This is a genomic window from Dokdonella sp., assembly GCF_017744955.1.
In the GTDB taxonomy this organism is placed as follows: Bacteria; Pseudomonadota; Gammaproteobacteria; order Xanthomonadales; family Rhodanobacteraceae; genus Dokdonella_A.
In genome coordinates this window covers 217231-237674 of the sequence record NZ_JAGIAG010000005.1, presented here as the reverse complement: position 1 = coordinate 237674, position 20444 = coordinate 217231, and the positions used below count along the sequence as shown (strand labels likewise).

The following is a 20444-nucleotide window of genomic DNA, read 5'->3' as shown; positions in this document are numbered from 1 at the left end:
GCGGCGGCGCTTACGGAGTCGTCGCGGGCTTCGGCGGCGTGTTGCCGCCGGGCAGGCGGATGTCGACGTAGGCTTCGCTGCGGATCTGGCGCAGGAAGCTCTCGTACTCGTCCTCGGCCTTGCGCTGGTACAGGATGTTGCGCGCCTGGTCGCGCTGCAGCTCGCCGGACTTGTCGGTGTTGCGCGTGTCGACCAGCTGCAGGATGTGCCAGCCGGCGTCGGTCTCGAACGGCTGCGAGACGTCGCCCGGCTTCATGTTCTGCAGCTGCTCGGCGACGCGCGAGCCGTAGGCGGTGCCGCTGAACCAGCCGAGGTCGCCGCCGAGGCGCGCGGTGGCGTCGTCCTGCGAGGATTCCCTGGCGGCCTTCTCGAAATCTTCGCCGGCGGCGATCTTCTGGCGCACGGCGGCGAGCTGCTTGTGCGCCTCGTCGCTCGACAGCAGTTCGCTCGGCTTCATCAGGATGTGGCGCGCGTGGTACTCGGTGACCATCTGCGCACCGCCGTCGCGCTTGCCGAGCAGCTTGATGATGTGGAAGCCGTTCGGGCCGCGCATCGGCGGCGAGACCTGGCCTTCCTGCAGCTTGTCGGCCGCGTCGGCCAGCGCCGGCGGCAGTTCGTCGCGATTGCGCCAGCCGAGGTCGCCGCCCTGCAGCGCGTTCTGCGCGCTGGAGTAGCGGATCGCGGCGGCCGAGAAATCCATGCCGTCGTCGATCTGCTTCTTCGCTTCCTCGGCCTTGCGCTGGGCTTCGTCGATCTGGTCCGGCGTCGCGCCGTCGGGCACGTTGACGACGATGTAGCCGAGGTGCAGCTGGCCGCCGCGCAGGTTGCCGTTGCGGATCAGGCTGTCGATCTCGGCGTCGCTGACCTGGGCGCGGCCCTGCGCGATGCGCTGGCGCAGCGTACGCACGATCAGCTGGTCGCGCACGTTGCGGCGGAACTGGTCGTAGTCGATGCCCTGCTGCGTGAGCGCGCCGCGCAGCTGGCTGAGTTCGAGGCCGTTCTGCTGCGCGATCTCGCCCATCGAGCGGTCGATCTCGGCGTCGGACACCTTGACGCCGGTGTCGTCGGCACGCGCCAGCTGCAGCTTCTGCAGGATCAGGCGGTCGAGCACCTGGCGCTCGAGCACGTCGTGCGGCGGCAGCTGCTGCGGACTCTGCGCGTACTGCGAGGTGATGCGCGACACGTCGCGGTCCAGTTCGCTCTGCAGCACGACGTCCTCGCCGACGACCGCGACGATGCGGTCGAGCGGCTGGCTCTCGGCGGCGGCCTGCGCGTGCGCGGCGCCCGCGGCGACGAAGGAAAAGGTGGCGAGGGTCAGGGCGGCGAGCAGGGACTTCATGCGGGATTCCGGTGATTCGGCGCGCGACGCGCGTCGACGGGGAGAGACAGTGGAAGCGGTTCTTCGTTCGCTGCCGGCCCGACGTCGACGGGCCGGCGTTCAGCCGCGAACGCGGCTAGCTCATTGAAATCCAAGGATACCACGGCGCAGGAAGTCGTCCGTCTTCTGGCCGATCGAGCCGACGCCCTTGAACTCCAGCTCGAAGTAGAGCGCCTTGTCGCGCTCGCCTTCGATGTTGCGGATCCAGTCGCGCATCAGCAGGCGCCAGGACACGCAGCAGGTGTCGTGCTCGACGCCGATGAAGCGCTCCAGCGTGCGCCCGTCGCGGCCCTTGGGATCGAGCGGGCTCGGGTTCGGATTGTTCAGCGCGTAGTTCCAGCGCCCGATCAGGCGCCAGCCGGGCGACAGCGGCACCAGGCCGGAGAGATCGACCTGCTCGAGGAAGTCGCGCCGGTAGCGGTAGGAGAAATTGACCACGCCTTCGCTGCCGAAGCGGTTCTGCAGGGTGAAGGTCGACAGATCCGTCTCCTTGCGGTTCGGATCCCACTGCTGGTCGAGCACGACGCGCCAGCGATCGGACGGGCGCACTTCGATTTCGGCGGCGTAGATCGAACCGGACCAGTCAGTCGGCTTGCGCGGCGTGTTGTCCGGGTTCGGCAGCTGCACACGCTGGTCGTCGAAGTAACGGATCTGGCCGATGCTGGCCGACAGGCGCTCGGTGCCGGTCGCGTCCTCGAGGAAACGCGTGGTCAGCGCCAGCGACAGGTTGTTGGCGTCCATCTGGCGATCGGCGCCGACGAAGCGGTTGCTGCGGAACAACTGGCCGAAGCTGAACGGCACTTCCTGCGTGTCGAACAGCGGCAGGTCGTTCTGATCGCGGTACGGCACGCGCAGGTAGTACGCGCGCGGCTCCAGGGTCTGCGTCCAGCCCGAGTCGCGGAAGGTGAAGTTGCGCTCGAAGATCAGACCGGTGTCGAGGCTGAAGATCGGCGTGCCGCGGCTCGGGTCGCGATTCTTCAGCAGCGGGTTGTAGCCCGGCTCGCCGGGCTTGGCGATGTGGTCGAGCGAGTAGGTCGTATAGCGGTAGCCGATCTGCGGACGGATGAAGTACGCCGAGGTCTCGATCGGGTAGGTGAGATACGGGAACAGGTCGAGGCGCTGGCCTTCGATCGGGCGCGTGCGCGTGCGGCTGCCGTCCGGACCGGACCAGAAGCTGCTCTTGCCGAACGCGACGAATTCCGATTCCACGCCGCCGGTGAGGTCGCCGAGGAAGGCCTTCTCGGCCGTGAACGTCGCGCGCGGCAGGCGGCGGTACGGTTCGGCCTGGTTGGGCAGGGTCGGATCGGTGATCTGGTAGTCGTCGCCGCCGATCGAGGCGTTCCACCAGCTGCCGTGGCCGTTGAGGTAGGCGCTCGACTGCAGGAAGCTGATCGCCGAGCTGTACAGGCCGCGACCGAAATCCTCGAAGTAGCGATCGTCGGACACGCGGTTGACGTCGACGCCGACGCCCCAGTTCGCGTTCAGCGCGGTGGAATTGCGCCAGCGATACCACCAGCGGCTGTCGGGGATGTCCTGGTCGTACTCGCGCCGCTCGTCCTCCGCCTTGTTGTCCTTGCCGATGTAGTCGAAGGCGAAGTCGCCCTTGCTGCCGTCGGTCAGGTAGCGGAACTCGGCGCCGAACATGAAGCCGCGCTGGCTCATGATGCGCGGCATCAGGGTCGCGTCGTAGTTCGGCGCGAGGTTGAGGTAGTAGGGCAGGGTCACGTCGAGGCCGCGACGGCTGCCGTAGCCGATCGTCGGCGCGAGGAAACCGGTGATGCGGCGATCGTCGAGCGGGAAGCGCATGTACGGCAGCCAGAAGATCGGCACGTTGAGCACGCGGAACGTCACGTTGCGCGCGCGGCCGACGCCTTCGACGCGATCGAGCGTCATCTCGCGCGCGGCGAACGCCCACTGCTGGTGGCTGAGATCGCAGGTCGAGTAGCGCGCGCCGGTCAGCTTGGTGCGATCGGCGTCTTCCATCACCGCGACCTGCGCGACGCCGTTGCCGCGCGAGCTGAGGAGCTGGTACTGCACGCCTTCGAGCGTGCAGCGGTCGAGGTCGGCGTTGCCCTGCGCGCGCTCGGCCGACATCAGCATCGAGCGGTCCTGGAAACGCACGTGCCCTTCGGTCGAGTAGTCGGTGGTGTCCGTGTCGTAGGTGATCCGGTCGGCGCGCAGCAGCAGGTCGAGCTGCTTGATCTGCGCCTGGCCCTCGAGCACGTAGCGGCTCTTGTCGGGGCTGGTCACCTTCAACGCGCTGGCGTCGCGCGGCGCGCTGTTGCGATCGCCGGTGGTCGGCAGGTCCGGCACGTAGAAATCGAGCAGGTCGCTCTTCGTGCACATCTCCCAGCTGATCGGCTTCTTCGGGCACTTGAACACGCCGGCCGGGCAGTTCGGCGCGTCGTCGCCCTGCGCGTGCGCGAGCGAACCGAGGGCGAGGAGAACGGCGGCCGCGAGCAGGCGTTGCTGGCGCAAAGCGGAGCGAGTAGGCACGGAATCGGATTTTTCGTTGGACGCAAGACCGCTAGCTTGCCGGAAGCGCTCGCGGGCGGCAAACGATCGCGCCCCCGCGCGTTCAGCCAGGGCCGAGGCGCCGGCTCAGCCGAGCAGGGCGGCGACGTGCGCCGCGGTCGATTCGCGCAGGGCGGTCAGGCTGTAGCCGCCTTCCAGGCTCGACACGAGGCGCCCTTCGGCGTGCCGGTTCGCCAGCTCGACCAGGCGCGCGGTCAGCCAGGCGTAGTCGTCGGCGTCGAGGTTGAGGTTGGCCAGCGGGTCGAGGCGGTGCGCGTCGAAGCCGGCCGAGATCAGCACCAGCTGCGGCGCGAACGCTTCCAGCGCCGGCAGCACGAGAATCTCGTACGCGGCGCGGAACGCGGCCGAGCCGCTTTCCGGCAGCAGCGGAGCGTTGACGATGTTGCCGGCGCCGACCTCGTCGCGCGCGCCGCTGCCCGGATACAGCGGCGACTGGTGCGAGGACGCGTAGAGCACGTTCGGCGTGTTCCAGAAGATGTCCTGCGTGCCGTTGCCGTGGTGCACGTCGAAGTCGACGACGGCGACGCGTTCGACGCCTTGCGCCAGCGCGTGCGCCGCGCCGACGGCGACGTTGTTGAACAGGCAGAAACCCATCGCCTGGTCGGGCGTGGCGTGATGGCCCGGCGGACGTACCGCGCAGAAGGCGCGCCGCCGCGGATCGGCGAGCGATGCGTCGACCGCCGCGACGACCGCGCCGGCGGCGCGCAACGCCGCTTCGGCCGACGCCGGCGACATCCAGGTGTCGGCGTCGAGCGGACGCCAGCCCGGCGCGTCGGGATCGAGCACCTGCTCGATCAGCGCCGGCGCGTGCACGCGTGCGAGCTGCGCGCGCGTCGCGCGCGGCGCCTCGATCCGCGGCAGCGCTGCGAAGCGCGGCTCGGCCAGCGCTTCGAGCACGGCGGCGAGCCGCGCCGGCGATTCCGGATGGCCGGGGCCGGTGTCGTGCTCGCGGCAGCTGGGGTGCGTGTAGATCGCGACGCTCAAGAGCGCTGCCCGTACAGAAACGAAGGGAGGGCCAACGTCGCGCGTGCTTCGTCCGGCGTCAAGTCCCGTGCGGACGCGACGGCTTGCGCGGGCAGCCAATCGGGGAACCGCCGTTCCTCGACGCGATGCCGTCCTTGCGCCGTGTGGATTTCGCCGATTCGCGCCAGGCCCGTGCCGGGCAAGCCCCCGCCGATGCGTGCGAGGGCCGGCCAGCAGCGCGCGTGGACGAAGGTGATCCTGCCCTCGACGAGGCGGCAGGTGGCGATGGCCGTCGATGCGCGCACCGCACGCGTCAGCGCGAAGATCTCGCGTCCGCGCGGATGCGCCCACCAGCGACCGCCGAGCGTCTCGCCCGCAATCGCTTCGACCAGGCAGGGCAATGCGTGCAGCGAGGCGGATTCGAGCACGATGCCGTGTTCTTCGACGAAGGCGATGGCCTCGTCCGGCGTCATCGCGCTGGGGGCGTCAGCTCTTCTTGCGCCGCTCGTGCTGCCACAGCACCTCGCCGTGGCCGGAGGCGCGCGCGAGCACGCGCGCCAGCACGAACAACAGGTCGGACAGGCGGTTCAGGTAGCGGATCGCCTCGGGCCGGATCGCGTCGTGGCGCGACAGCGTGACGACCTCGCGCTCGGCGCGCCGGCAGATCGTGCGCGCGAGATGGCAATGCGCGGCGGCGAGCCCGCCGCCGGGCAGGATGAAATCCTTCAGCGGCGGCAGGTCTTCGTTGAACGCGTCCAGCGTCTGCTCGAGCCGTTCCACGTCGGCGGCGTGCACCATCGCCATGCCCGGGATGCACAACTCGCCGCCGAGATCGAACAGGTCGTGCTGGACCTGCGTCAGGGTCTCGCGCACGCGCTCGGGCAGTTCGACCGCAAGCACGATGCCGAGCGCGCTGTTCAACTCGTCGACCGTGCCGTAGGCGGCGACGCGCGCCGAATCCTTCGCCACGCGCGTGCCGTCGCCGAGGCCGGTCGTGCCGTCGTCGCCGGTGCGCGTGTAGATTTTCGAGAGGCGGTTGCCCACGACGGCGACGTCAGCGCCGCTGCTTGCCTTCCGCGCCGGCCAGCAGCCAGCGCAGCGCCTGCACGGTCAGCACGTGCAGCACGGCGGCGACGACGACGTAGACCAGGGCCATGCCGACGAAGGAGAGGTACCAGTCGCCGAGGTTCTTGCTCCAGCCGGCGAAGCTGCGCGGCGAGGCGGAGCCGGCCAGCCAGTGGTCGCTGAGCCAGTAGTAGCTGCCGTTGGAGATCAGGTAGCAGACGCTGGCCGCGACCACCACGCTGCCGAGCAGCAGCGCGAGTTCGCGCGTGTGGATGCCGGCGTAGCGCTGGCGCAGCCATGCGCCGCCGAACCACAGCGCCGCGTAGCTCGGCACCAGGAACCAGTACGCCGGCGACACGCAGTAGTGGCTCCAGAAGCTGAGTCCGGCGCGCGTGATGACGAAGTAGTCGATCGCCACCGCCAGCGCCATCAGCGCCGGGAACGCCCAGCGCACCGAGCCTCGCAGGTAGAAACCGGCGATGAAGAACACGGCCCAGGACGCGTCCGGCAGCGAGCCGATGTGCGTGCCGAGCGTGATCAGGTTCGAGCGCGTGGCGATCATCACGATCGCCAGGATCGCGAAGAGGCCGAAGCGCCAGGAAGCGGAGAGGGGGGAATCGGTGGCGGTCATGGTCGTGTTCCGGTCGAACGAGCCGGTAGTTTAGCCGAACGCTGCGTCGCGGCGCCGCAGGCATCCGCACCCGCAGCGGGCGGGTATCATCGCGGCATGAGCGAAACCTGTGACGTCCTGATCATCGGCGGCGGCCTGGTCGGCGCGAGCCTGGCGATCGCGCTCGACGGGGCCGGCCTGTCGGTCGCGCTGGCCGAAGCCGCGGCGCCGCGCGTCGACCTGCAGCCGAGCTACGACGAGCGCAACCTCGCGCTCGCGCGCGCCAGCCTCAACGCGCTCGAGGCGCTCGGCGTGCTCGACGCGCGCGCGCCGGTCGCGCCGGTGCCGATCCGGCGCATCCACGTCAGCCGCCGCGGCGACTTCGGCGCGGTGCGGCTGGACGCGGCGGAACTGGGATTGCCGGCCTTCGGCGCCGTGCTGCCCGCGCGCGAACTCGGCAACGCGCTGCTGCGGCGGCTCGAGGCATGCAGCGCGCTGGCACGCCTGGCGCCGGCGCAGGCGGTCGGCATCGAGGCCGGCGAGGAATTCGTCACGGTCGAGCTGCGCGTCGGCGAGACGACGCGGCGCCTGCGCACGCGCCTGCTGGTCGGGGCCGACGGCACCGAATCCTTCGTGCGTGGCCGGCTCGGCATCGAGGCCGAGCGCCACGACTACGCGCAGTCCGCCTTCGTGACCACCGTGACGACCGAGCGGCCGCTGGCCGGCACCGCCTACGAGCGCTTCACGGATTCCGGCCCGGTCGCGCTGCTGCCGCTCGGCGAGCGACGCGCCGGACTGGTGCTCAGCGTGCCGTCGGCCGACGCCACGCGCGTGGCCGCGCTCGACGACGACACCTTCCTCGATTTCGTGCACGAGCGCTTCGGCTGGCGCGTCGGCCGCTTCTCGCGGCCCGGCAGGCGCAAGCCGTATCCGCTCGCGCGCCTGCTCGCCGCGCGCACGACGGCGCCGCGCGCGGTGCTGGTCGGCAATGCCGCGCAGACCGTGCATCCGCTCGGCGCGCAGGGCTTCAACCTCGGCCTGCGCGACGCGCTGACCCTGGCCGAGCTGTTGCGCGAGGCGCAGGCAGCGCAGGCCGATCCAGGCAGCGCCGACCTGCTCGCGCGCCACGCCGCGCGGCGTGGCGAGGATCGCACCGCGACGACCTCGTTCAGCGACGATCTGGTGCGTCTGATGGGCAACGATTTCGCGCCGCTGCGCGTGCTGCGCTCGATCGGCTTCCACGCGCTCGACCGCATCGGTCCGCTGAAGCGCCGCTTCGCGCTGCGCGGCATGGGCTATCGCGGCGACACGCCGGCACTGAGTCTGCTGCGATGAGCCGCCGCCAGATCCTCGACGCCGTCGTGGTCGGCGCAGGTCCGGTCGGCGCCGCGCTCGCGCTCGCGCTGGCGCGCGACGGTTTCGAGGTCGCCCTGGTCGAGGCGCGCGCGCCGAAGCCGTGGCGCGCCGAGGACGAGGTCGATCCGCGCGTCGTCGCGCTGGCGCCGGACGCGCGCGACCTGCTCGACGACCTGGACGTCTGGACGTCCATCGCCGAGCGGCGCGCCGGCGCCTATCGGCACATGCGCGTGTGGGACGCGCTGGCACCCGGCGAACTGCACTTCGACGCCGCCGAGCGCGGCGCGGCGGCGCTCGGTTGGATCGTCGAGAATCGCCTGATCCAGGACGCGCTCTGGCGCGCCTGCGCGGCGGGAGCGTCGGCGGTGGCCCTCGATCGCGAAGACCGCGCGGCGACCTACAGCGGCCGCATCTTCGAGAGCCGTCGCGCTGCCGGCGACGTGCGCGTGCACTGCCCGGCCGAAGTGGTGGAGATCGAGAACGGCGACGAGGCCGTCGTCGCGACGCTCGACGACGGCACGCGGCTGCGTGCGGCATTGCTGGTCGCCGCGGAAGGCGCCGAGTCCTCGCTGCGCGGGCGCCTCGGCATCGCCTTCGGCGGGCGCGACTACGGCCAGCGTGCCGTGGTCGCGCACGTCGCCACCGAACGCCCGCACGAATCGACCGCCTGGCAGCGCTTTCAGCCCGGCGGCCCGCTCGCGTTCCTGCCGCTCGCCGACGGGCGCTGCTCGATCGTCTGGTCGCTGCCGGACGCCGAAGCCGCGCGCGTGCTCGCGCTCGACGACGCGGCGTTCCGCGCCGAACTCGGCTGCGCCTTCGATTTCCGCCTCGGTGCGATCACCGCCGCGACGCCGCGCCTCGCATTCCCACTGCGCCTGCGCCTGGCCGAGCGCTACGTCGACGGCCGCTGCGCGCTGGTCGGCGACGCGGCGCACGTCGTGCATCCGCTGGCCGGGCAGGGCATGAACCTCGGCTTCCGCGACGTCGCCTGCCTGCGCCGCGTGCTGCGCGAGGCGCGCGAGCGCGGCGATGACCACGGCGCCGCGCCGATCCTGCGCCGCTACGAGCGCGAGCGGCGCAGCGAGAACACGCTGGCCGCGCGCGGGCTCGATGCGATCGAGCGCGTGTTCGGCACCGACATCGGGCCAGTCGCCGCACTGCGCGGCGCCGCGTTGGCCGCCGTCGATCGCTTCGGCCCGATCAAGCATTGGTTCGCGAATCGCGCCGCCGGTCGCTGACCTCGCGCGCCGACAGCCGCTACACTGCCCCCGCGCCACAGGGGGCGCGTCCTCGCGACGAGAGGGTGCATGCGGATACTTTTCACGCCGTATTCCGGCGGGGCGATCGCGCACGTGGCGCGGCTGCTGCCGATCGCCGACGAACTCGCCGCGCGCGGGCACGCGACGCGGTTCACGACGTCGGTCTCGAAGAAGGCCTTCGTCGAAGCGGCCGGGCATGCGGTGCACGGCGACGGGCACGCCGACGTCAATCTCAACGACGAGCACGACCAGGGCATCACCTATTTCCGCAGCCACCGCGCCGGCTTCCTCGACTGGCTCGGCGACGAGCTGGCCGCGGCGGAGGCGTTCCGGCCGGACGTGATCGTCTCCTCGCCGAGCTTCTTCGGCCCGATCGCGAGCCTGAAGTTCGGCATCCCGCAGGTCTCCATCGTCAACGCGCAGTGGCTGCCGGAGTTCAAGGGGCTGCTCGGCCTCTCGCGCTCGCGCGACACGTTCGCCGACCGCCTGACGCGCACGCTGGCCAAGCCGCTGTTCGAGCGCAAGTTCAGCTCGACGTATCTTGAGGAGATCCGCTCGTTCTATCGCGAACTCGGCGTGCCGGGCGCGCCGATGAGCCGCGGCGAACTCAATCGCAGTACGCAGGTGCTGATTCCGAGCTGCGAGGAGTTCGAGCCGGTCGAGCGCGCCGGCCGGCAGGGCCTGCGCTACGTCGGACCGCTGTTCTGGTCCGGATTCGAGCGCGCCGAGCTGGAGCGCGAGCGCCTGTTCGCCGCCGATCCGTCCAAGCCGCTGATCTACGTCTCGCTCGGCGGCTCGGTCTACCGCCGGCAAAGCTACGAGGAACTGATCGCCGCGCTGGCGCTGCGCACCGACTGGAACGTGCTGCTGACGATCGGCCCGAACTTCCCGCGCGAGCAGTTCGCGCCGGACCACCCCGGCTTCGTCGTGCAGGCCTACACGCCGGGCATGAAGGCCAGCGCGCAGGCCGACGTCGTCATCACGGCCGGCGGCCACGGCACGGTGATGCAGGCGCTGTGGCACGGCAAGCCGGTCGTCGCGCTGCCGCACAACATCGACCAGGCGACGATCGCCTCGCGGCTCGAGGAGCTCGGCGTCGGCGTCAACCTGAATCCGGTCGGCCTGCGCGACTTCGCCGATCGCCAGCGCTATTTCGAGAAGGCGATCTCGACGCCGTGGAGCCACGTCGTCGCGCACACCGAGCGCGTGCTGGCCGACGAGCGCCTGCGCGCCAATGCGCGTGCGTTCGCGGCCATCCTGACGCGTCACGCGGAACCGGCGAAGGCGGCGGCGGACGCAGTCGAGCGGCACGCGAGTTCGCGCGCGGACGGAGTCAAAGAATCGCCCAGGTGATCACGCCGCAGACGGCGGTCATCAGCAGCAGTCCGGCGAGGAAGATCGCGTCGGCGACGCGCTCGATCCGGTGCATGCGGCGCGAGTTGCGCGAGCGCAGCGCCCAGTACGCGAGCAGGCACGAGAGCATGAACAGCGTCGCGTCGGCGGCGAGCAGGTCGTCGCCGATGGTGGCGGCCTTGGTCGCCGCGGTGACGACCTGCAGGAGGCCGATGACGGTCAGGCAGACGCCGACCAGGGCGGCCGAGGCGGTGAAGATGTGGATGCACAGGTCCGCTTCGAGCGTGCGCCGCGGATCGCGCGTGTCGGCGGTCGAGGGATTTTCGCGTGCGGCGGACATGACCGTGAAACGGACCGGCCGCGCCGGCCCGAGTTCACGCCGGCGACGTTCGTTTTTGTAAAGCCGCCTGCAGCAGCAGCGACAGCGGGCGGCCGCTCGCCGCGTCGACGGGCTCGACCACGCGTTCGACGAGGTAGCCGTTCGCGGCGACGGCGGCGAGCCAGGAGGCGAGCGTGCGGAAATACCACGGCATCGGCGCGTCGAATCCCTCGCCGAAACCGGCGAAGGTTTCCAGGCGCCAGCCGTCGATGTACGGCGCGTCGCCGCAGGCGATCCACGGATGCACGGTCTGCACCACGAGCCTGCCGCCGGGTTGCAAAACGCGGCCGAGCGCGCGCAGCGGCGCGCCCAGGTCCTCGCCGAGCAGGGCGAAGTTGCACACCGCCGCGTCGAATCGTCCGAGCCCGGCGGCGTGCGCGTCGAGGTCGGCGTAGGAAAGGGTTTCGAAGCGGGCGCCGCCGAGTTCGTTCGCCGCGGCGATCAACTCGGCGCTGGCGTCGATGCCGACGACCTCGCGCCCGTGCGCGGCCAGTGCGCGCGCCAGCCAGCCCTCGCCGCAGCCGACGTCGAGGATGCGCCGGGCGCCGGTCGCGAGCACGGCGTCGAGTACGGCGGCGTCGGTGCCGGCGCGGCGGCTCGGGATGCGCTGCTCGCGCACCGCGCGCGTCCAGGCGGCGGCGTTGGTGCGCCAGCTTCGTTGCAGGCGGCGTTCGGTTTCGTCGGCGGACATCAGCGCCAGCTCGCTTCGGCCGCGGGGCGGTCGAACACCTCGCCGATCGAATGCGCCTGCGGGCGATAGTGCTGCGCGGCGAAGGCGAACAGGACCAGCGCGAGCGCCGTCGCCGCGAACGGTCCGATCGTGCGGCGCACGGCGGTGTCGAGCCAATGGCGCGTGTCGATCCTGCGCAGGCGCCGGTACAGGCCGGCCGACAGGGCGCCGTCGATCGCCAGTTCGGCGAACAGCGTGGGCGCGGACACCACGACCCACAGCGAGGCGAACGCGACCGCGGCGACGGCGAGCACGAACAGCAGCGGCAGCACCAGTTCGTCGGCGGCGTCGAACGCGTCGAGCCAGCTCCCGCCGGAACCGCCGTGGGCGGAGTCGACGACGGCGGCATCGGACGTGTCGTCGCATGGCGAGTGGTTGCCGGAGGCCTGGACGTCGGGAAGATCCGGCTCCCCGTGCCGCACGAACCAGCGCACGAGCAGCAGGAAGACGCCGTACGCGACCAGCAGCGCGAGCGCGTAGCGCAGCGGCATCGACAGCAGGCCGGCGCGCAGCATCAGGTACGAGGCGAGCAGGCCGGCGCCGCCGGTCAGCAGGATCAGCACGAGCATGCGCAGGCGCGGGAAGCCGATGCGCAGCAGCCGCGCGCGGAGCCGGGAGACTTCCCGTTCGCGCATCGGCGTGGACATCAGCGCTCGTAGCGGTAGTTGATGCCGGCGCGGTTGCCGGTGGTCGCGTTCTGCGCTTCGAAGTTGAAGCGCTTGCTGATCAGGTAGCGCAGCGTGATGACCTGGCCGGGCGTGAACAGGCCGACGCCGTAGGAAAGATAGAGTTTCGGAGAGAGGTACTTGCCGACGGTGAACGCGCTGCCGCCGAGCGCGGTGCTGTCGGAGACGCCGGCGTCGACGCCGAGACGGGCGCCGACGCCCTTGGCGAGCAGGTCGCCGCCGGCCGAGCCGAGCGCGCGCGCGGCGGTGCCGACCATGTCGCCTTCGCCGCTCTTCAGGCCCGACAGCGGCTTGCCGGTCATGATGTAGGAGAGCGCGTCGGATTGTTCCATCGCCGGTTGCGAGAACACCGTCAGCACCGGCACCAGGGCGGTGCCGCGCACCATCAGGCCGGCCTTGATGTTGTCGTCGCCGAGGCCGGAGCTGCCGAGGATCGTGCGCACGGCACGGATGTCCAGGCCCGGATTGTCGAGCGCCGTGCCGGCGAACAGCAGGCGGCCGGACTCGATGTTGAGATCCTGGCCGTAGGCCTTGTAGGTGCCGCTGACGTTGAGCGTGCCGGTGCCGGTGGCGACCTTGCCGGGGCGCTGGTCGATCTTCAGCTGGCCGCCGATCTTGCCGTCGAGGCCGAAGCCGGCGAGCTTGACCTCGTCGCCGAGCTTGACGGTGACGGCGACGACGACCGGCAGCGGCTTGCCCGGCGCGGGCTGCTCCGCGTCGGTGACGACGACGTCCGGCGAGCCCTTGGCGACGCCGCCGCCGGGCAGCTTGGCCAGGTCCACGTCGGTCTTCGGAATCTCGATGCTGCCGCCGACGCTGAGGCGATCGGCGTCACGGTCGATGGTGAGGTCCGGCGAGATGAACACCTTCGCCGCGGGGATGTCGGCGGCGAGGAAGTTCTGTCCCTGGATCGTCGCGTGCAGCGGCGCGGTCGCGCCGACACCGCCGCTGCCGGAGAGCTTCAGCGTGCCGTCGCCCGACTTCAGCGTGCCGTCGAGCGCGAAGTGCTCGGTGTCGGTCGCCTTCACCGTGATGTCGCCGTCGTGCAGCTTGAGGCCGGCGGCCGGCACTTCGGCGGCGAATTCCTTCAAGCTCAGCGCGCCGCTCAGCTGCGGCGCGGCGGTGGTGCCGGCGATCGCGTAGTTCGCGGCGAGGCGGCCCTTGACGTTGGCGACCTCGGTGGTCAGCAGCTCGACGAAGGCGAGCGAGTTCAGCGCCAGGTCGACGCGGCCGGACAGGCCCTGCGCGGAGCCGGGCGCACCGCTCAGCGTGACTTCGCCGTCGAGCTTGCCGTCGTGGTCGAGCGCGGCGCGCACGGTGGCGTGCGTGGACTGCGGCGCCAGCTGTGCGTTGACGGCGAAGCCGGTGTAGGACAGCAGCGGCTGCGTCGCGTTGTCGGGATAGGCGACGCTGCCCTTGTCGGAGGTGATCGCGGCGGTGCCGTTCAGCGCGCCCTTGGCGTCGCGGCGGATGTCGCCGTTGCCGGCGATGATGCCGTCGGCCTTGAACGGCGCATCCGGCGCGGCGAGCTTGGTGATCAGCGCCAGCGGCAGCTGTTCGATGCGATAGCGCGCGGCGAGCGCGCCGTCGGCGCCGCCGTTGCCCGCCACGCACAGCCGCGGCCCGCCGCCGGCGAGGCAGATCTCGCTCGCGTTGAACTGCTTGCCGTCCCAGGCGAGTTGCGCGGGCTGTTCCAGAGCGAGCTTGGGCGCATCCTTGATGTCGAGGTCGAGCGTCTTCAGCGTGCCGTTCCAGCGGCCGTCGTCCTTCGCGCCGCCGGACAGCGCCAGCGTCGTCGACAGCGGCGTGCCGGCGGCGACGAGCTTGAGTTCGTGCGCCTGCTGGTTGCCGCCGGCGTCGAGATCGAGCGAATCGAAGGCGAGGCCGCCGGCCGCGATCTTCGACGCCTTGAGGTTCACCGTGCCGCGCGGCGGCTGGATTTCCGGCACGTCGAGGCGCAGCTGCAGCGAGCCGACCTGGGTGCCGCCGGAGGCGATGCCGCTGCCGTTCGCGCTGCCGCTGACGGCGAGCTTCGGCCACTTGCCCTGTACGCGGAAATCGCCGTCGAGGCGGCCGCCGGCGTCCGGCAGCCAGTCGCCGAGCGAGGCGATGGCGAGCTTGATGGTGGCGTCGGTCTGGTTCGCGCCGCCGCGGCCGGTCACGTCGACGCGGCTCTTGCCGGAGGCGAGGTCGAGCGTGCCGTCGACGACGAATTCCGGCTTGATCGTGAGATCCGCCGAACCGGACACCGGACGCTTGCGCAACGTGCCGCCGAGGCCGGCGAGCTTGATCGTCGCGTCGGGGCCCTTGTCCGTCATCGTGCCGTCGGTGGCGAGGTCGAAGTTCAGTGCGCCCGGCCAGTCGGCGGCGAACGCGCCGGGATCGAGCTGGTTCGCCTTCGCGGTGAGCTTCCAGCCGAGCGCCGGCTTCAGCGTGACCGTGCCCTGCGCGTCGAGGCCGCCCTTCGCACCGCTCTTGGTCGGCTGCACCAGCGCGAGCTGCTTCAGCGCGATCGCCTCGGGCGTGCCGTCGACGTTCAGCGCGAGGTCGGCGAGCTTGCCCGGCGGGCCGATCGACAGCGTGCCTTCGCTGTGGAATTTCTCCGCGCTGCCGGCGAAGTCGAGCTTGCCGTGCGTGGCCAGCGCCTGGCCGGCGAGATCGGCCGGCAGTTCGACGCCGTCCCAGTTCAGCGCGAGCGTCGCCGCGACCGGCTTGGCGTCGAGCTGGATCTCGCCGTTCGCGTTCAGCGTGCCGGCGGCTTCCGGCGACTTCAGCGTGAGCGCTTCGATCTTCAGCTTCTGCCCGTCGAGCGCGTAGCGCAGCGGCGCGAGCAGGACGCGATGTTCGTTGAGGTCGAGCGTGGCCTGCACGTCGCCGTGCTGCTTGTCGCCCGAGCCTTGCAGCGAGAGCGCCAGCGCGTTCAGCGTCATGTCCTTCTGTACGGTCTTCGGATCGAAACGCGGCACCTCGATCTTGGCCGTCCACGGCAAGTCACTGGACTGCGTCAGCACCGCCTCGATCGTCGCCGGCGTCGGCTCGGTCAGGACGAGATCGATGCGCGCCTGCTTGCCGTCGCCCTTGGCCTTCAGCGTGCCGGCCACGGTGACGTCGCCGGCCTTCCAGTGGAACGCCGATTCGCCTTCGCCCGGGTAGCCGTCGAGCACCGACACGGCCGCGGAGAGGTCGACCGTGCCTTCCGGCGCGCGCAGCGCGAGCTTGCGCACGGCGGCGTTGGTCTTGGTCCATTCGAGGCCGAGGTCGAGCGAGTCGAACGCGAATACCGGCTTGCCGTCCTGCGTGATCGCCGCGCGCTGGAACTTCACGCGGTCGACGAAGACGTCGATCGGCGCGACCAGCGAGAACGGCTGCGCCGGCTCCGGCTGCGGTTTCGGCGGCACCGTGGTCAGCGACAGCTCGACGTCGTCGGCCTCGAGGTCGGTGACGTGCACGACGCGCGACAGCAGGGTCAGCGGCTTCAGGTCGACGCGCGCGCGACCGAGCTTCGCGTCGATGCCGGTGTCCTTGTCAATGTAGTGCACGCCGTCGAGCGTGAGCGGGCCGATCAGCCGGCCGCTCGATCCGGCGATCGACAGGCGTCCCTCCATCGAGGCGACCGCGCGCGCCAGCGCGAAACGCGCGCCCGATTCGGTGCCGACCAGCCAGCCGACGAACACCGCCGCGAGCAGCAGCAGGCCGAGCAGGCCGAGGCCGAGCCACTTCAGCAGCCGGCGTGCCGCGAAGCCGCGCATCGGGCGCGGCGGCGGTTGGATTTTCGCGCGCATGGACGGTCGCATCACAAATCCGGTCCGATGACGATGTGCAGCTCGAACGCGCTGGTGTCCTTGTCCTTGTTCAGCGGTACGCCGACGTCCGCGCGGATCATGCCGACCGGCGAGCGCCAGCGGACGCCGACGCCGACGCCGGTCTTCTGCTTGTAGGAACTGAAGCTGGAGAATGCGTCGCCGGTGTCGACGAAGGTCGCCACGCCCCAGTTCGGCTTGAAGTAGTACTCGTATTCGGCGCTGGCGACGAGCAGATTCTTGCCGCCGACGACGAAGTTCTTGCAGCTCTTCTTCTTCTCGCGCAGTTTGTCGCAGCGCGCCTGCGCGATCGGCATCAGGTCGGCGCCGAGCGGCGGGCCGACAGTCTGGTAGGCGTAGCCGCGGATCGAGCGGTCGCCGCCAGCGAAGAAGCGCAGCTCCGGCGGCAGCTTGTCGAAGCCGTTGACGGGGACGCCGTTGCGGTCGCGCTCGCTGGAATCGCCGACGTAGGTCGCGCCGGCCGAGCCGCGCGCGATGAAGCGCGAGTTTTCGCCCAGGGCGCGAATCCACTTCGCGTCGGCGGTGACCTGCGCGAAGCTGACGTCCGACAGCAGCGCGTCGTGGCCGGCGCGCGCGGCGAACGTGAGCGAGTAGCCCTTGCGCACGAACATCGGATCGTCCGCGCGCTTGCGCGAGAGCGACACTTCCGGATAGAGCAGGGTGGTGTCGCCCTGCAGGTTGGCGACCTCGAAGTTGCCGGTCAGGAACTTCAGGCCCAGCGTGCGCGTCCAGCCGCGCCAGAGGCGCGAGTCGGTCGCGGCCAGACCCCAGGTGCGCGAGGTGCTGGTGTCGGTGTCCTCGTCGCGATAGGTCGCGCCGAACGCCAGGCTGTGGTTGTCGGGACCGGCGAGCGGGATCGTGTAGGTGGCGGAAGCCGTCTTCAGCTGCGTCGCGATCAGCGTCTCGACCTTCATCTTGTGGCCGCGCCGGTTGATCCAGCGCCGCTCGATGCCGCCGCGCACGCCGGGACCGGTGTCGGTGCCGAAGAACACGCCGGCGGTGTAGATCGTGCGCTTGGCAGGGCCGAGCATGACCTTGATCGGCACCACGCCGTCGTGCGCGTTGTCGGTGTCGGGCTGCACCTGCGCGACGGCGAAGTAGTCCGCGTCGATCAGCTTCTGCTGCAGCAGCAGGACCTGGTCCTGCGTGTAGAAGTCGCCTTCCTGCCACGGCACGTAGCGTTCGAGGAACTCGTCGGGAAACTGCGCGCCCTCGAAGCTCGTCTTGCCGAGGCGGTAGCGCTGGCCGACCTTCCAGGCGAGGTGGATCTCGGCGGTGTTGCTCGAGCGCTGCACCTCGACCTGGTGGGTGACCAGTTCGGCGTCGAGATAGCCGGTGCCGAACAGCGCGGCCTGCACGGTCGCCTTGCTCTTCTCGTAGGCGGCCTGGTCGAGCGCCTGACCCTTGTTCGGCGCGAACGCGGCGATCGCCTTCTGCACGCCGCGCTGGCCCTCGGCGTCGCCGTCGAGCTGGATGTCGAGCGCGGTGATGCGCACCGGCTCGCCCGGCGTCACGTGCAGCACCGCGGTGTAGTTGCCGCCGGCTTCCTTCAGCTCGCCCTGCACCTGCGCGGAGAAATAGCCGTACGGTTCCAGTGCCGAGCGCGCCTGATCCTGCGCGTTCTCGTACAGGCGCCGCACCTGCGCCGCGGTGACGTCGCGATCGCCGTACTGGTTGATCTCGATGCCAGCCAGCACGGCGCCGCGTAGCGGCTCCTCGACGCCGTCGACCTGGACCGAGACGCGGCCAGCCTGCGCCGTGCCCGCGATCAGCAGCAGGAGGACGAAGAATGGAAAAACGATGCGGCGGTGGCGGAATGGACCGTCGGGCGTGCGCATGCCGTAGTTATAGCAGGAACCGCGTCACGATCCGGTGATGCATCGTCGTCGCTTCGGACATCGGCACTTTTTTTCACGCCGGCGCGCGGCACGCGATCACCGCGCGGCGACTTCGACGGAGCGCCGATTCAGCGCGGCGGCGCGGCCAGAATTTCCGCGTAGCTCGCGGCGAGACCGTCGGCGAGCTGGACCAGCGTGCGCAACCGGGGCAGCAGCAGCGAAGCGACCTGCCGGCCGCTGTCGACCTCGCCGGGAGACAGCGCCGCCAACTGATCGACCGCGGCGTTCTGCACGCGCAGGAAGTTGTCCTGCAGCTCGTACAGCTTGGCGACGCGCGTGATCCAGGCGAAATCGATCCGCTGGCTGGTCTGCGTCGCCAGCGTCGTGCGCCAGGCGGCGGAGGAGAGCAGGGAGATGCCGAGGTTCACGTTGAGCTCGTGCGTCGCCGGCTTGCTGCCGTCGAGCGCGCCCTGCAACGTGGCGACGATGTCCTTCAGCGTGCCGCGCGCGGAGTCGATTTCCTGCTGGTTCGCGCGCAGCTCGGCCAGGATCGCGCTGCGCGCCGCCTCGGCGCGCTCGCTCTCCTGCCGGCGCTCGTTCCAGGCGTTGACCGCGAACGCGAGCAGCAGCGCGATCACGATCGAACCCGCTTCGATCAGGATCTCCGGCAGCTTCTCGCGCAGGCGTTCGCGCAGTGGTACGCGTGCGATCGCGTCGGTCATCGGACTCGTGTCCCAACGGGAGCGGCGAGTCTAGGGGAAATCGCGACGGACGGCGTCGCCGCTGCGCACGGTCCGGCTTTCGGCGCGGGTCTGCGCGAAGCCGGTCCGTCGCGCGGTTTCTCCAGTCCCGTCAGCGGGTTCGCCGCGGCGGCCTGCGCCGTCCGGCGAAAGGTCCGAGGTTCGAAACGTCCGATCCGATGCGCCCGGACGATTTTCGCGGGGCGATTTCCTCCACTGCGCAGGCGGCGCGCATCCGTTTCGGGTGCGTACGTCGATCCGCCGTACGGCGCAAACCCTTCCCGAGGACCTCGTGCATCGACCGACCTTCCCTTCGCCGAACGCCGCGCTCGGGTCCGTCTCAGCAGGACGAAGCGCTACGGCGAAATTCGCGCGGCGTCATTCCGGACATGCGCTTGAATACGGCGTTGAAGGTCGACTTGCTGCCGAAGCCGCAAGCCAGGGCGATGTCCAGGGTGGTCCTGCGATCGTCCGGATCGGCCAGGCATCGCTGCGCGGCGGCGATGCGGAAGCCGTTCACGAACTCGAAGAAGTTCTGCCGCAAGCCCTGGTTGAGCGCCTGCGAGATGTAGCTCGGTGGCCAGCCGCTGCGCCGGCTCAGTTCGCGCAAGTCGAAGCGGCTGTCGGCGTACAGGTGCTCGCTGCGCATCAGTCGCGCGAGTTCGTCGGCGATGCGCGCGCACTGCGCCGGGTCGAGGCCGGATCGCTCGTAGCGCGCGACCGGGCTCTCGTCGCCGATCGGCAGCGACTCGTTGACCTCGGGCGGGATCAGCACGCGCTGCCGCAGCGCGAACCAGGCCAGCAGGAACAGCGCGCCGAAGGTCAGCCAGGCGAGCGCGAGGTTGAACCCTTCGTATCCGGCCAGACCCGCCACGCGCGGAATGCGGTCGATCGCCTCGAGCAGCCACATCGCGCCGATCACGGCGACCAGCCGGCGCAGCCAGGCCAGGTGCAGCGCCGCTTCGTCGGCGTTGACCTGTTCCAGCAGCGGCCGCGCCGCATAGGTCCGGCGCGCGGCCAGCACGAGGTAGGGCACGCCTTGCAATACCCAGGCGTGAAGGGTGAATTGGACCAGCATCCGGCCAGTCGGCGAGCGGTCGAACGCGGCCAGCGCGTTGCCGAGCGAGAAGGCCAGCACGACGGCGCAGGGCAGCGCATGCCGGAGGTCGCGCCGGACGTCGACGCTCGGCGCCGCCGACGTCAGCGCCTTGGCGTAGCCGTACAACAGCGGGCCGAGCAGATAGGCGTTGGGCACCACCACGACGCGAAACCAGCGCAGGGCGTCTTCGGACAGCCACGCGCGCGCGGCGGACGGGATTCCGCCGAACAGGGCGTCCAGGGCCACGCAGGCGAAAAAACCCGCCAGGCAGCGCGACGCGCCGGTGCGCGAGTCGAGGGCGAGGGCGGCGGCCAGGACGGTCAGGCCCAGCGTCGCCCCGATCGACAGGCAGTTGAGAATGTCGACAGGAGTCATCCGAGTGGATCGCGGCGAGCATCGGCTCGCGCTCTCCGGCGCCGTTCAACAGGGTCGCGAAGGCCGATCGCACGCCGATCGGCCGACGGCGTAACCCTCCGTCCCGGCCTCTCGAGGAGGCCCTCGTCCATCCGTGTTTCCATCAACCGACCCGAGCGATGACTATTTCATTTTTTTCCAAACCACACCATACGGCCGGGACTTCCGGCATGCGCGCGCCGCAGGCGCCGAGCCGGACGATCGAATCGTCCTGCCAT

General features: G+C 70.6%; 16 protein-coding genes. 3 read left to right on the top strand and 13 right to left on the bottom strand.

Features of this window, described 5'->3' with window-relative positions:
- Nucleotides 1–10: 10 nt before the first annotated feature.
- The 6 genes from J7520_RS12985 to J7520_RS12960 form a co-directional block, all read right to left on the bottom strand.
- Nucleotides 11–1339 carry a peptidylprolyl isomerase gene (locus J7520_RS12985; protein ID WP_291188898.1) on the bottom strand — a complete coding sequence of 443 codons (1329 nt, stop codon included), beginning with the start codon at nt 1337–1339 and terminating at the stop codon, nt 11–13.
- A 120-nt stretch (nt 1340–1459) separates the two neighbouring features.
- Nucleotides 1460–3874 carry an LPS assembly protein LptD gene (lptD, locus tag J7520_RS12980; protein ID WP_291188897.1) on the bottom strand — a complete coding sequence of 805 codons (2415 nt, stop codon included), beginning with the start codon at nt 3872–3874 and terminating at the stop codon, nt 1460–1462.
- Between the two features lie 105 nt (nt 3875–3979).
- A complete protein-coding gene (locus J7520_RS12975; protein ID WP_291188896.1) occupies nt 3980–4897 on the bottom strand; it encodes a histone deacetylase family protein in 918 nt (305 codons plus the stop codon).
- Nucleotides 4894–5349 carry a hypothetical protein gene (locus J7520_RS12970; protein WP_291188895.1) on the bottom strand — a complete coding sequence of 152 codons (456 nt, stop codon included), beginning with the start codon at nt 5347–5349 and terminating at the stop codon, nt 4894–4896. Before J7520_RS12970 ends, J7520_RS12975 begins: the two co-directional genes overlap by 4 nt.
- A gap of 13 nt (nt 5350–5362) precedes the next feature.
- Nucleotides 5363–5920 carry a cob(I)yrinic acid a,c-diamide adenosyltransferase gene (locus J7520_RS12965; RefSeq protein WP_291188893.1) on the bottom strand — a complete coding sequence of 186 codons (558 nt, stop codon included), beginning with the start codon at nt 5918–5920 and terminating at the stop codon, nt 5363–5365.
- Between the two features lie 10 nt (nt 5921–5930).
- A complete protein-coding gene (locus J7520_RS12960; RefSeq protein WP_291188891.1) occupies nt 5931–6572 on the bottom strand; it encodes a hypothetical protein in 642 nt (213 codons plus the stop codon).
- Between the two features lie 96 nt (nt 6573–6668).
- Here J7520_RS12960 and ubiH point away from each other — a divergent pair, with 96 nt between their 5' ends.
- The 3 genes from ubiH to J7520_RS12945 all read left to right on the top strand — a co-directional run bounded on the left by ubiH (nt 6669) and on the right by J7520_RS12945 (nt 10519).
- A complete protein-coding gene (ubiH, locus tag J7520_RS12955) occupies nt 6669–7886 on the top strand; it encodes a 2-octaprenyl-6-methoxyphenyl hydroxylase (RefSeq protein ID WP_291188889.1) in 1218 nt (405 codons plus the stop codon).
- Complete coding sequence (locus J7520_RS12950; protein WP_291188887.1) at nt 7883–9145, top strand: UbiH/UbiF/VisC/COQ6 family ubiquinone biosynthesis hydroxylase; 1263 nt, start codon at nt 7883–7885, stop codon at nt 9143–9145. Before ubiH ends, J7520_RS12950 begins: the two co-directional genes overlap by 4 nt.
- Before the next feature lie 69 nt (nt 9146–9214).
- Nucleotides 9215–10519 carry a nucleotide disphospho-sugar-binding domain-containing protein gene (locus J7520_RS12945; protein ID WP_291188885.1) on the top strand — a complete coding sequence of 435 codons (1305 nt, stop codon included), beginning with the start codon at nt 9215–9217 and terminating at the stop codon, nt 10517–10519.
- On the opposite strand, the gene J7520_RS12940 is transcribed toward J7520_RS12945, so the two are convergent.
- The 7 genes from J7520_RS12940 to J7520_RS12910 all read right to left on the bottom strand — a co-directional run bounded on the left by J7520_RS12940 (nt 10500) and on the right by J7520_RS12910 (nt 20187).
- Nucleotides 10500–10859, bottom strand: a complete 360-nt coding sequence (locus J7520_RS12940) for a hypothetical protein (protein WP_291188883.1) — start codon at nt 10857–10859, stop codon at nt 10500–10502. The two genes, J7520_RS12945 and J7520_RS12940, sit on opposite strands and share 20 nt — an antisense overlap.
- Before the next feature lie 34 nt (nt 10860–10893).
- Complete coding sequence (locus tag J7520_RS12935; protein WP_291188882.1) at nt 10894–11589, bottom strand: class I SAM-dependent methyltransferase; 696 nt, start codon at nt 11587–11589, stop codon at nt 10894–10896.
- Nucleotides 11589–12275: a hypothetical protein gene (locus J7520_RS12930; RefSeq protein WP_291188881.1), complete on the bottom strand. Its 687-nt coding sequence runs from the start codon at nt 12273–12275 to the stop codon at nt 11589–11591. The genes J7520_RS12935 and J7520_RS12930 overlap by 1 nt, the downstream gene beginning before the upstream one ends.
- Nucleotides 12275–16096 (bottom strand): translocation/assembly module TamB domain-containing protein, encoded by a 3822-nt coding sequence (locus tag J7520_RS12925; RefSeq protein ID WP_291188879.1) that lies wholly within the window; start codon nt 16094–16096, stop codon nt 12275–12277. Before J7520_RS12925 ends, J7520_RS12930 begins: the two co-directional genes overlap by 1 nt.
- An 11-nt stretch (nt 16097–16107) precedes the next feature.
- Nucleotides 16108–17973, bottom strand: coding sequence for an autotransporter assembly complex family protein (locus J7520_RS12920; protein ID WP_291188877.1), 1866 nt, complete (start codon nt 17971–17973; stop codon nt 16108–16110).
- A 128-nt stretch (nt 17974–18101) separates the two neighbouring features.
- Entirely contained in the window at nt 18102–18695 is a 594-nt protein-coding gene (locus J7520_RS12915; RefSeq protein ID WP_291188875.1) for a hypothetical protein, read from the bottom strand.
- A gap of 358 nt (nt 18696–19053) precedes the next feature.
- Nucleotides 19054–20187, bottom strand: coding sequence for an AraC family transcriptional regulator (locus J7520_RS12910; protein ID WP_291188874.1), 1134 nt, complete (start codon nt 20185–20187; stop codon nt 19054–19056).
- Nucleotides 20188–20444 lie beyond the last annotated feature (257 nt).

What these genes read in the sequence shown, in the direction of transcription:
- J7520_RS12920 (WP_291188877.1), bottom strand. Translation starts at nt 17,973, where the DNA reads ATGCGCACGCCCGACGGTCCATTCCGCCACCGCCGCATCGTTTTTCCA.
- J7520_RS12925 (WP_291188879.1), bottom strand. Translation starts at nt 16,096, where the DNA reads ATGCGCGCGAAAATCCAACCGCCGCCGCGCCCGATGCGCGGCTTCGCG.
- J7520_RS12950 (WP_291188887.1), top strand. Translation starts at nt 7,883, where the DNA reads ATGAGCCGCCGCCAGATCCTCGACGCCGTCGTGGTCGGCGCAGGTCCG.
- J7520_RS12960 (WP_291188891.1), bottom strand. Translation starts at nt 6,572, where the DNA reads ATGACCGCCACCGATTCCCCCCTCTCCGCTTCCTGGCGCTTCGGCCTC.
- J7520_RS12915 (WP_291188875.1), bottom strand. Translation starts at nt 18,695, where the DNA reads ATGACCGACGCGATCGCACGCGTACCACTGCGCGAACGCCTGCGCGAG.
- J7520_RS12970 (WP_291188895.1), bottom strand. Translation starts at nt 5,349, where the DNA reads ATGACGCCGGACGAGGCCATCGCCTTCGTCGAAGAACACGGCATCGTG.
- J7520_RS12935 (WP_291188882.1), bottom strand. Translation starts at nt 11,589, where the DNA reads ATGTCCGCCGACGAAACCGAACGCCGCCTGCAACGAAGCTGGCGCACC.
- J7520_RS12945 (WP_291188885.1), top strand. Translation starts at nt 9,215, where the DNA reads ATGCGGATACTTTTCACGCCGTATTCCGGCGGGGCGATCGCGCACGTG.
- J7520_RS12910 (WP_291188874.1), bottom strand. Translation starts at nt 20,187, where the DNA reads ATGACTCCTGTCGACATTCTCAACTGCCTGTCGATCGGGGCGACGCTG.
- J7520_RS12985 (WP_291188898.1), bottom strand. Translation starts at nt 1,339, where the DNA reads ATGAAGTCCCTGCTCGCCGCCCTGACCCTCGCCACCTTTTCCTTCGTC.
- J7520_RS12930 (WP_291188881.1), bottom strand. Translation starts at nt 12,275, where the DNA reads ATGTCCACGCCGATGCGCGAACGGGAAGTCTCCCGGCTCCGCGCGCGG.
- ubiH (WP_291188889.1), top strand. Translation starts at nt 6,669, where the DNA reads ATGAGCGAAACCTGTGACGTCCTGATCATCGGCGGCGGCCTGGTCGGC.
- J7520_RS12940 (WP_291188883.1), bottom strand. Translation starts at nt 10,859, where the DNA reads ATGTCCGCCGCACGCGAAAATCCCTCGACCGCCGACACGCGCGATCCG.